A 12,605-nucleotide genomic window follows, 5' to 3' on the forward strand; every position below is an offset into this window, starting at 1 on the left:
ACCCACCGCCCGCGGCACCACATCACCGAACCGGCCATCTCCCCCGCCCGGGTCCGGGGTCGTGTCGGCGGACCGGAGCCAGGTCGCCTCCTGTCCGTCGACCGGCTCGGAGCGCCTGGAACTCCCGCCCGCCGCGGTCACGTCCTCGGGTTCCACCGCGGCACTCTCGGGGAGCACCCGCGCCCACTCGACCACCCGCACGTCGCCGGCGAACGTCATCGCGGGCTTGCCCGGCACGCGCACCTCGAGGTCGAACCGCCGCCGCGTCCGGCGCGCTGGGCCGGTCCAGGTCGTCGTGGTCTCGACCTCGCCGGACCGGCCGATCGCCTGTTCGCGGCCGCGTTCCGCGCCGGCGCCGACGATGGGGCCCACGACCAGGCCGATGGCGCCCACGTCCGCGCCGGGGCCGATCATCGCCTTGCCGACCAGCCCGCGGCCGGCGACGCCGCTGTCCGCGAGGCTCGTGCCGAGGGTGCTGGTCTCGATGAACGTCGCGTTCGGCACGGTCTGCAGCACCTCGGGCTCGGTCCGTTCGACGAGCCGCATCTCGACGGCGCTCGGGGTGCTGAACCACGACAGGACCGGGTGTTCGCCGGTGAACAACGACTCCGAGCGCACCCAGCCGTGGCCGCGGGCAGCCTGCTCGGCCGTCACGGCGAGCTGGTGGTAGTGCTTGGTCACGGTCTCGCCGGTGAGAAACTCGCGCAGGGTCGCACGTCCTGTCCGGCCCGGCTTGACCAGCGACCGCGGCAGTGCGCCTGCGACCTTGTCGAACAACCGGTGGCTGCCGTCCGGTCCGGGGGGCAGCATCTTGCCGCGGTACCTGCCGGGAGAGCCGTCGCCGAACTCGACCGCCTCGACGTACGACGCCCCGGTCCGGACGGGGCTGGTGTCGCCGGTCTCGGTCAGCCCGGACGGCAGCAGCAGATCGGTGTCGCCGACGACGACCACGGGTTCGCCGACCGGACGCTGCCGGACGTCGCGCAGGCTCAGGTAGATCCGCACCGGAACCACGAGCTGCCGCGCGGGAACCACGACGTCCATCTGGCCGCTCTCGGCGGCCGTCGCGCCCGCAGACGAGTTGACGATGTTGCTCGCGTCCGTCGAGAACTGCACGTACCCGGTCGAGAATATGCCGGGAATGGCCGTCACCACGTACACCACCAACGCGGAGTTGGTGTCCTTGACGCCGACTGTCGCCGAGATGACGCCGCTGCCGCCAGGACCCGCCATCGTGGTGCCCAGGTCCGCCGTCTCGCCCGCGACCACGGTCTCCAGGCCGAAGCGCGCGACGCCGTGCAGCTCGTAGGGCCTCCCGCCGATCTTCACATCGGCGGTGTGCCCCTGGCCGAGGAACTTGTCGACGTGGTTCAGCAGGTCCTCGACGAAGCCGTCGACGCCGTCACGCGCACCCGGCGGCAGCAACAGGTCCAGCGGACCGCCGACATCCGCGCGCAGCGGCGCCGTCTGCCGGGCGACGCCCAGGCTCGTGCTCTCGCGCAGGTAGCGCGGGAGGTCGGCGACCGTGAACTCGGCCCCGGGCCCGTCGTCCGGCGCGACCGCCATGTCCACCGGCTCGCCGTCCGGCACGACCGGAACCGGCTCGACGTCCTCCACCACCTCCGCGGGCTCGGCGTCCGTCACCTCCGGCTCCGCCACCAGCTCATCGTCCAGTGTGGACATGCCGGAAACGGATCCGGACTCCCGCGGAGCGACCACCGGCTCGCCGGCAGGCCCCGCAACGATGTCACCGCCGCCGAACCAGTCGTCCTCGTCACCCCGCACCTGCGCCGGGACCGGCCCGCGGATCAGCCCCGCGACGTCGTCGCCGCCGAACCAGTCGTCCTCGTCGCCCTGCGGCGACACCGGCCTGCCGACCTGACCCGCCACCGTCTCACCGTCCAGTGTGGACTGTCCGGCGGCCGGCCTGTGCTCCAGGCCCAGCCTGGTCGACCGCGGGACCTCTGCCTTCCCCGCGTCCAGGCCCGCCGACGCGACGGGCGTCGGCTGCTCGCCCGGCAGCAGGACTTCCTCGATCCCCTCGGCGGCGTCGAGAGAGATGAAACCCTCGGGCATGGGAGTGGCGATACCGGTCGGGGCGAACATCGTGACCGGCCCGCGGGTGCGCACCCAGGCCTGCTTGATCAGCACGGCCTGTGTCATCCCGACGCTGTCCGGGATCGGCCTGCCCGCGAAGCACTGCACCAACAGGATCCGCTCGACACCGCTGGCTTGCAGGAAGGCGTCGGTGCTCTGAATGGCGTTCGAGGCGTCCTCGCCGACCAGCCACGCGACGTCTCCCCACACCAGGGGACGGCCGGTCGCCACCAGTGCCTCGGCGCCGTAGAGCTCGCCGTGCATGAGGTTGGTCCACAGCGGCCCGGACGCGTACGGCGCGATTCGCGCGACGTGCGAGACCTTGCCGTCCGGGCCCGTGGTCGACGCGGTGTAGAAGTTCCGCCGGTCGCCGACGTACCACCGGGCGAAGATGGACCAGGACGCCATGTCCAGCAGGCTCGAGGGGAAGATGCTGCCGGTCGGCACGCCGGCGGCGGTCGTGATCGGGAAACTGACGTAGTCCCGGGGCCCCGGTTTCGCGACAGCGCTCCGGAAACCGCCGGACACCATCATCTTCCCCCGGCGCAGCACGGCCGGGCCCGAGTTCGTGTACATCTGCCGCGCGTAACCACCGGAGACCATCGAATCGGCGAACGTCTGCACGTCCGCACCCGAGCGGTCCATGGTCAGCAGCAACAACGAGGGGCCGAACGGGCCGCTGCGGTGCCCCATGAGCGTGCGCAGATCGGTGTCGTCGCGCAGCACTCGGCCCAGGTCGGCCGCCGACACCCGCTCGGGGTTCCCATCGGGTCGCACCGAGCTGAACCCATCGGGGGTGAGCCTGGCGAAGACGATCACGGGCGCCTGCCCGGGATGCCACGGCGACCACTGGGGCTTCCGATCCGCGTCGAGGTAGGCGCTGATCCTGCTCTGACCGCTCTGCGCCAGCCAGACGCGCAGGGCGTCGACGTAGCGGTCGTCACCTTCCGACCGCACCACCAGCATCCGCACCTCGTCCTGAGGCTGCGACAGCACGGTGGTCCGCAGGTCGCCCGCCCGCCAGACCGACACCTCCACGAGCTCCGACCCGTCGGAGAGCACGAGCTCGCCGTCCACGAACTTCGCGCCGCCCGTCAGGCTGTGGACCGGGTTGAACAAACCGGCCGCCCGCAGCGCACCCGAGACGTCGAAGCCCAGCCCGCCGAAGTTGACCCGCGACCCGCCGCCGGACGACAACACCACCACCGGACGTCGCGGATCCGCCTTCAGCTGCCCGACGAACCCGGGGCGACCGAGCAGCTGGCTGCCGACCCCGGCTCCCTCGGTCGGCGAGAGCCGGCCGTTCGCCAACGCGATCCTGGCGTGCCGCCCAGTCCCCTCGACCACCACCACGACGGGCGCGATCGAGCCCAGCTGCTCGGGGAACAGCGTGCCCGGGTTCGGATGCTTGGCCGCGAACAACGCGATCTGGGCAGCGTGCACGTCGTCGACCGGGAACCCCACCACCGGACCGAACTCGACGTACCTGACGTCCGAGGGCTCGAGCGGCACATCGGTGCGCCGCCCGTCCGGCGAGATCCTCAGCAGGCCGTCCGGCCGGAGTTCGGCCCGCCCGTAGTACGTGAAGCCGTGCCACGGCACGGACTGCCGGTAGAGCTCGAGAAGCAGTTCGTGGGCCAGATCGGGACCATCGGTCGCACCGGTCGCGGTGATGTCGTCCACGATCACGGAGAGCTTCGGCAGCACCGAACCGCTCACCGCACGTCTGAAGGCGGTGGTCGCCAGCAGCATCCTGACGATCTCGGAACGACTGGCCGCCACGGACCGCCGCTGGGTGCTCAGCAGCACCACGAAGTGCCCGTTCGCCGCCCGCAGCACCGCGCGCCGCTCGCCTGCGCCGCCCGGTTCGAGGGCAGCCGCCAGCGGTGCCGCCTCCACCACGCCGCGCCGCGCGGGATCGCGGTCGTCGAAGTCCTTCTTCGTCTCGATCAGCCGGCGTCCTTCGACCGTCCCCAGCCGCGCGATGCGGGCGACATCGGCGAGAGAGCGAACGTCCGAGGGGAAGTAGGCGCCGTACTCCGAGTCCGAGTCGAACAGCGGCACCACAATCTCGTCACGCGGGTGCAGCGGCGACATCCGGCTGAACCCGCCCTCGAACGGCCGCCGGCCAGCGGGACGGTTCGCCACCGTCACATGCCGGTACTCACCGCTGCCCCGCAGCTCCGCCGCGAACGCCGCCAGCTCCGCCGCGACCTGTGCGACACCGGCCGGGCCGTCGAGCACCACCGACACCTCGGCCCCCGGCGACGCCGACAGCACGGACTTGACCGCGCCGTGCGCCAGCACCTGCCGGGCGAGCTCCGGACCGGTCACGGACGCGCCGCCGGCGAGGAACCTGTTCCCGTCCGCGACCACGAACACGTACAGCGGCTCGGGACCGTCGACCAGCTTGCGCGACGGCATCGCGCCGAGCACCGCGGCCCACCGCCGCAGCACCTCGTCGTCCGTGGTGAAGGCGACACCACCCGACGAGGTCGCGGTGGGTGCCATGACCGAACCCGCCTGCTGCGGCCGCTGCCTCTTCCGCGGCCGCCCGCCGGCGCCCTTGCTGGACGAGGGCGCCAACGGATCCGGCTGGACGGGTTGCGGCCTTCTGGCACCCGGCACCGCGGTCCGTCGAGCGCGTGGCAGCTGGATCTCCGCGAACTCACCGCCGTCCACCACGTAGATGCGGCCGTCGGAGAGGACGACGGCGTCCTCCGACGCGCCGAACATCCGCGCCGCGCCGTGGTCCTGCTCCCAGGCCTCCTTGAACCGCTCCGCGTGTGTGTCCCCGCCCAGGTCCGGAACAGGTTTGTTCACCACACACCGCAACAACAGGACCCGGCCGGAACCACCTGCCTCCTGGAAGGCCGCGGAGCCGTGCACGACGTTGGAGGCCGCCCTGCCGACAAGCCCCCTGATGTCGCCCCTGGCGTGCAGATGCCCCGTCTTCAAAGCGAAGATGAAACCACGCTCCACCTCGGCGTGGCCCAGGTCGAGCCACCCCGGTACGTCGCCCCAGGGAGCCTGCCGCACGACCGCGTAGACGTCGCCGGCCGCGTCCTCGAGCTCCTGGCGGTAGACCGCCTGCCGGTCGCCCGTGAAGTTCCGGCCGAACTGGACCTGAGCGCTCAGGTCCCAGCGCCTTGACGGGTAGATCGCGCCGCGCGGCACACCGTCGGCGGACACGATCGGGTAGCTGAGGTAGTCCTGGGGCCCCGGTTCGGTGAAAGCGCTCTGGAAACCACCCTCCGCCCTGATCGCACCTCCGGGGACGAACTCGAACTCACCCGCGTTCGTGTAGATCGTCCGCGCATAACCGCCGAGGACCATCGACTCGCTGAAGCCCTTCAGGTCTACGCGGGGCACGTCCCGCGCCACCAGGAGCAACGACACGTCCACATCACTGTTGTTGTCGCCCATGAGGTCGCGCAGGTTGGTGTCGTCACGCAACACCTGCCCCAGTTCGACCGCCGACACCTCCGCGGCCTGCCCGTCCGAACGCACTCCGCGGAAACCGTCTCCTGTGGACTGCGCCACGACGAGCGCCGCCGCGCCCTCCGCACCCAGCCCGAGGGCGGTTCTGATCGTCTGCTGATCTGCTCCTGACATCCAGTCGCGCAGCTGCGCGACGACAGCGTCGTCACCAGGTGCCCGCACGACCAGGATCCGCATCCCGTCCTCGGACCACCACACCGGCTCCACGCGCAGGTCACCCGTCCGCCAGGCCGACACCTCCGCGAACGAGGAACCCTCACCGAACGCGACCTCACCGTCCACGAACTCCACGTGGCCCGTCGGCCCCTGGACCGGGTTGAACAACCCGGCCGCCCGCAACGCACCCGAGACGTCGAAGCCCAGCCCGTCGAAGTTGATCCGTCGCGCGCTGTCCGACGACAGCACCACCAGCAGCCGCCGGGGATCCGCTCGCAACCGATCAGCGAACCCCGGAATCTGCAACAGGAGCGCGCCGATCCCGGCTCCCCCGGTCGGCGACTGCTGACCGTTCGCCAACCCGACCGTGCCGTGTCCCGTGGTGCCGTCGACCACCACGACGACGGGAAGCAGCGGACCCCACCGCCCGGGCGACGGCATGGGACCGGAGGTCAGGTACTTGGCGGCGAACAACCGGATCTGGGCGGCATGCATGTCGTTCAGCGGGAAGCCCACCACAGCACCGAAATCGAGGTACCTCACGTCTGAAAGCGACAGCGGCACCTCGGTGAACCGGGAGCCCGGCAGCACTCTCAGCGGACCGGTGTTGATCTCGATCCGTCCTTCGTAGGAGTAGACATGCCACGGGACGGACTGCGCGCGGAGCTCCTCCACCAGGCCGGGGTTCAGCTCCGGTGTGGCGGTGCCGTCCAGATCGTTGGTGCCGAGGATGAGCTTCGGCCGCACCTTCGCGCTCAGCGCCAGCTGGAACACCCGCTGCGCCAGCAACAGCCTGGCGGCCTCGATCCGACCGACCGGCACGGTTCGAATGAAGTCCGTCAGCAGTACCGCGTGTCGCCCGTTCACCTTCTCCGTCATACCCAGCATCGCCCCGGCGCCGTCCGGCTCGAGGTCGGACGCCCACTTCGCCAGCAACGCCATGCCGTGGTCGTCGGACTCGAGATCGTCGAAGTCCTCCTTCTCCTCGATCAGCCGGCGCATCTCGACGCTCGTCTCACCGGCCAGCTTCTCGACCATCGCCTCGACCAGCTCGGCAGAGCCACCGGGAAGAGACGAGGGGAGCATGACGCCGTACTCCCGCGTTCCGTCGAACAGCGGTATGGCCACCACGTCCTGGGGCCGCAACGGCGACACCCGCTCGAACCCGCCCTCGAAGGGTCGCTGGTGCAGCCGACGGACCGCCACCATCACATGCCGGTACTCACCACCGACGCGCAGCCCCACGGCGAACGCGACCAGCTCACGGCGGACGTCCGCGGTGCCGGACCTGTCGTCGAGCACCACCGACACCTCGACGCCCGGCGAGGTCGACACCACGTGCTTGAACGCGGCGTGTGCCAGCACCTGCTGGGCGAGCTCGGCGCCGCTCACCCTCGCGTTGTCGAAGGCGAGCCGCCCGCCCCGCACACTTACGACGACGTAGAAGGGCTCTGGCTCGCCCTCGTCTTCCTTGCGCGACGGCATCGCGCGCACGACACCGGTCCACTGCCTCAGCAGAGCGGTGTCGCTGGTGAAAGCGAGGCCGCCGGACGAGGTCGCGGTGAGGGGAAGAATGCGGGCCCTCCGCTGCTGACGCCGTCTCGGCGTCGGCAGCTCGGCATCCGCGTCCTCGTCCGCCTTCGGCTTTCCCCCGTCCTTGCGCGACGACAGGGCCGCCCTGTCCGGCTGAGCCGCGACCGCTGCCCGCTGTTCCGAGGCCGGGCGCGCGGATGGCCGCTCACCCCGCGACAGCACTTCCTCGAACTCGCCGCTGCCTTCCACGAGGAGGGCGCCGTCGACGGCCGTTTTGACGTCCCTCGTCGCGCCGAACATCCGGATCGGGCCGTGCTGCTGCTCCCAGGCCTCCCTGAGCAGCTGTGCCGCTGTGTCCCCGTTCGCTCCCGGCACGGGTTGGTTGTACGAACACGACAGCAGCAGAACGCGCTCGACATCGCCTGCCTGCTGGAAGGCGTCGCTGGCGTGGATGACACTGGAGGCGTCCACGCCCCCGAGCCGCACGATGTCGCCCGGAACGTGCGGACGTCCGGTCTTCCCGGCGAACTCCAGTCCTCTGTGCACCCGGAAGTGGCCGAACGCGAGCCATCCGGCCTCGCCCGCCCAGGGTGCGTGCCGCGGGACGTAGGTGATCTCGCCCGTCGACTCGTCGATCCGGTACTGGTGGTAGAAGTGCTGCCGGTCACCGGTGTAGTTGCGACCGAACCGGGCGTCGACCAGCAGATCGAAGGCCCTCGTGGGGAAGGATCCGCCGCGCACCACGCCGTCGGGCGTCGTGACCACGTAGCTGAGGAGGTCACCGGGCCCCAGCGTCGTGACAACGCTGCGGAATCCGCTCTCCACCTTGAGCACACCACCGGGGGCGAACTCGAGCGGACCTGCGTTCGTGTGCATCGTCCGCGCGTAGCCACCGGGGACCATCGCCTGGGCGAAGCCGCCGAGATCGGCACCGGGCCGTTCGCCGGGAACCGCCAGGAACAGCGGCACCTCGACGTCCGGATCGCTGTTGTCGCCCATGAGGTCGCGCAAGTCGGTGTCGTCGCGCAGCACCTGCCCCAGTTCGGCCGCCGACAGCACGTCCCTGCTGGTGCTGCCGGGCCGCATGCCGAGCAGACCGTCCTCTGTGGACCGGGCGACGACGATGACCGGTGCGGCCTTCGCGCGCCACGGCGTGTCGTGATCCTCGTCGCCGGAGCCGAGGAAGGTGCCGACGGTTTCCCGGCTGGCCTGCGCCACCCACTGACGCAGGTCGTTGACGAAGCCTTCGTCATCCGGTGACCGCAGCACCAGCAGCCGGACCTCGCCGTCGGGCGACGACAGGACCTCGGTGCGCAGATCGCCCGCCCGCCAGACCGACACCTCCACGAAGGAGGAGTCCGCACCGCGCACGACCTGACCGTCCACCGGTTCGGCACGGCCCGTCGGCCCGAAGACGGGGTTGAGGTGCCCGGCCGCCCGCAACACACCCGCGATGTCGAAGTCGAGCCCGCCGAAGTTGACCCGGGACGCGCCGTCCGACGACACCAGCACCACCGGACGCTTCGGATTGGCCCTCAACCGGTCGGCGAACCCGGGAATCTCCAGCAGCAGTGAGCCGACCCCGGCACCCTCGGTCGGCGACAGCTGGCCGTTCGCCAACCCGATCCTGGCGTGCCCCGCCGTGCTGTCCACGACCACCACGATCGGCTTCAACCTGCCCCACGGCCCGGACAGCGCACGGCGGGAGCCGGAATGCCTGTCCGCCAGCAACTCGATCTGGGCGGCGTGCCCGGCGCTGGACGGGAACCCCACCACCGAACCGAAGTCGACGTACCGCACGTCCGGGAGCGCGAGCGGCACCTCGGTGAACCGCGCGCCGGGCGGCACCCTCAGCGGACCGAGCTCGGTGGTCCTGGCCGGCCCGTCGTAGTGGAAGCCGTGCCAGCGACCGGACCGCTCGGACAGCTCGTTCCACACGCGGCGAGTCAGCGCCGCGCTGCCGGATCCGGTGTGGTTCTTGGTGACCAGGAGGAGCTTCGGCCGCACATCCGCGTTCTGCGCCTGCTGGAACTCCTCGGTGGCGACCATCAGCCCGGTGAGTTCCGCGGGGTCGACCGGCGTGGTTCGCCGGTGGTCCGCCAGCAGCATCTCGTGCTGCTCGTTCCTGCTCTCCAGCAGCGCCAGCAGGTCGCCGGCCCCGCCCTCCTCGAGGGTGGACACCCACTTCGCCGGCACCTCCGCACCGCGCTCGTCGGACTCCAGGTCCTCCTTCTCCTCGATCACCCTGCGCGCCTCGGGAGTCGCCATCGCTGCCGCCAGCTCCGCGAAGGACTTCTCGGTGCCGGGACTGCCGGGGAACCAGAACCCGAACTTCCGCCCGCCGTGGGACAGCGGCACCCGCACGACGTCCTCGAGCTTCAACGGCGACACCCGCGTGAACCCGCCCTCGAACGCCTGCTGGTCGGCACGACGGCCCGCCACCGTCACGTGCCGGTACCCACCGCCGTTCCGCAGGCCCACCGCGAACGCCGACAGCTCGGCGGCGACGTCCGCGGCACCGGACGGGTCGTCGAGCACCACCGTGACCTCGACGTCCGGCGACGCGGCCTGGAACGAGGGATGCTCCCGCACCCGCCTGGCGAGCTCCAGACCGCTCACCGGAGTGCCGTCGAAGGCGAAACCGCTCCCCCGCGCGCCCACGAACACGTACAACGGCTCGGGCCCGCGTTCCAGCTTGCGCGACGGCATCGCGTCGAGCACCGCGGACCACCGGTCCAGCAGCTCCTCGTCGGCGGTGAAAGCGATGCCGCCCGACGAGGTCGGGGCAGGTCCGAGCAGCAGGCCCTCCAACGGATCGGGCCGCGGGGCCTTCGTGGCCACGGCGGGACCGCTGTCGAGCCTGGCCGACTCGCGGTTCGCCGTGCCGGGCTCGACGACCTGCGACGACTCCGGGTGCGTGGAGGAGTCGGCCGTGCGTTCACCCGGCAGCAGGACCTCCGTGATGCTGACGCCGGTGTCCTCGGTGAGGATGCGACCTGTGTCGGTCGTGGTGACGACACCCGTCGGGCCGTACATCCCGATCGGCCCGTACTTGCGCTCCCAGGCCTGCTTGACCGGTTGTGCCTGCGTGTACCCGTTCCCAGGGGGAACGGGCGTGTTCGCCTCGCAGAACAACAGCACGAGCTGGGCGAAACCACCGGCGCGCAGGAAGAAGTCGCCGCCGTGCAGGACGTCGGCGGCGTCCTCGCCGAACAGTCGCACGACGTCGCCCCGGACGTGCGGGCGCCCGGTCACCGCCGCGAAGTTGAACCCTCCGAGCGCGGAGGCGTGTCCGAGGGCGAGCCAGAAGGACTCCTCCAGCCAGGGCACCTGACGCGTGATGTAGGAGACGAGGCGTTTCGCGTCCTTGACCTTCTGGCGGTAGGACCTCTGCCGGTCGCCCGTGTGGTTCAGGCCGAACAGCACGTCGTCGGGCAGCTCGAAGGCGCGCGACGGGTAGGACCGGGCGCGCACCTCTCCGTCGGCAAGCGAGATCGGGTAGCTGGCGTATCCCTGGGCCCCCGGCCTGATGACGACGCTCGAGAAGCCGCCCCCGACGGTGATGGAACCCCAGGAGCCGAACGTGAACGAGCCCAGGTGCGTGTAGATCGTCCGCGCGTAGCCGCCGGCGACCATCGACTGGCCGAAGCCGTCGAGGTCGATGACGAGCCCGTCTCCCAAACTGACGAGGAGCAGGGGCACGTCGACGTCCGGATCACTGTTGTCGCCCATGAGCCGGCGCAAGCCGAGGTCGTCTCGCAGCACCTGCCCCAGCTCGGCCGCCGACACCACCTCACCGCTGCCGGGGCGACCGCCGGCGCGCACCGAACCGAACCCGTCCCCGGTGGACCGGGCGACGACGATCACCGGCGGGACGTCCTCGGGCCACGGTGCGGGCCGGCGCTTCCAGCGCACGTCGACGAAGGTGCTGATGCTCTCCGCGTCGGCCTGCGACAGCCAGTCGCGCAGCTGTGCGACGAGGAGGTCGTCACCCGGCGACCGCACCACCAGCAGCTCGATCTCGGCGTCGGGCGCCGACAGGACCTCGGTGCGCAGATCGCCCGCCCGCCAGACCGACACCGGCACGAAGGAGGAGGCCTCGCCGAGGACGATCTCACCGTCCACCGGTTCCGCGCTGCCGGTCGGCCCGTGCACCGGGTTGAAGAACCCGGCCGCCCGCAACGCGCCCGAGATGTCGAAGTCCAGCCCGCCGAAGTTGATCCGGGACGCGCCGTCCGATGTCACCAGCACCAGCGGACGCCGCGAATCCGTCCCCAGCCGCTCGGTGAAACCGGGCATCTCCAGCAGGAGCGAGCCGATTCCGGCTCCCTCGGTCGGCGACAGCTGGCCGTTCGCCAGCCTGATCCTGCCGTGCCCGGCCGTGCTGTCGACCACCACCACGAGGGGCTCGACCGGACCCCATTGCCCAGGCAGGACCGCCTGGCCGAAAGTGGAGTACCTGGCTGCGAACGACTCGATCTGGGCAGCGTGCTCGGCACTGGACGGGAACCCCACCACCGAACCGAAGTCGACGTACCCCACGTCCCGGAGCGCGAGGGGCACCTCGGTGAACCGAGAACTCCGCAGCACCCGCAGGTAACCGCTTCGCTTGAGCTCGACCCTGCCGTGGAATCGGAAACCCTGCCACTGGACGGACTGGGCGACGACCTCGTTCCACAGGTCACCCGCGAGGTCCGGGCCACCGGTAGTGGTGGTGGCGTCGTCGACGAAGAGGGAGAGCTTCGGCCGCACCGGACCGTTCAACGCGCGCTGGAACACGCTGGTCACCAACAGCTGCCTGGCGACCTCGGCCCGGCCGGCCCGCACGGGCCGCCGATGACCGCCCACCAGCAGGACGTAGTGCCCGTTCTTCGCCCGCGCCATCCCGAGCAGCTGACCGGCTCCGCCCGGTTCGAGGGCGCCCGCCCACGGGGCCACCACCTCCGTGCCGTCCTGCTTGGACTCGCGGTCGTCGAAGCTCTCTTTCTCTTCGACGAGCCGGCGTCCTTCGACGACCGCGTTCGCCGCAATGCTCTTGGCGGAGCTGTGCGAAGCGACGTCCGACGGGAGGAAGACGCCGTACTCCCGCCCCCTGTCGAGCAGCGGCACCGCCGCCGCGTCGCCCGGTTCCAACGGCGACACCCGCTCGAAGTCATCGTCGACCGGCTGCCGGTCGACAGTCCGCTCCGCCACTGTCACGTGCACGTACTCGCCGTTGTCCCGCAAGCCCTCGACGAATGCCGAGAGCTCGGCGGCGACGTCTGCCGCACCGGGCGGGCGGTCGAGCACCACCGACACCTCGACGCCCGTCGGCGTCG

The 12,605-nt window shown here is 71.1% G+C and carries 1 protein-coding gene (only partly in view); it reads right to left on the minus strand.

The annotated features are described in order from the left end of the window. Positions 1–12,605 carry part of the coding region annotated (locus ACFWV3_RS03575) for a protein-glutamine glutaminase family protein (RefSeq protein WP_382407792.1) on the minus strand (this coding region is incomplete at its 3' end). 15,127 nt of the annotated region lie beyond the right edge of the window, so 12,605 of the 27,732 annotated nt are shown.

The organism is Lentzea sp. NPDC059081 (genome assembly GCF_042738015.1).
In the GTDB taxonomy this organism is placed as follows: Bacteria; Actinomycetota; Actinomycetes; order Mycobacteriales; family Pseudonocardiaceae; genus Lentzea.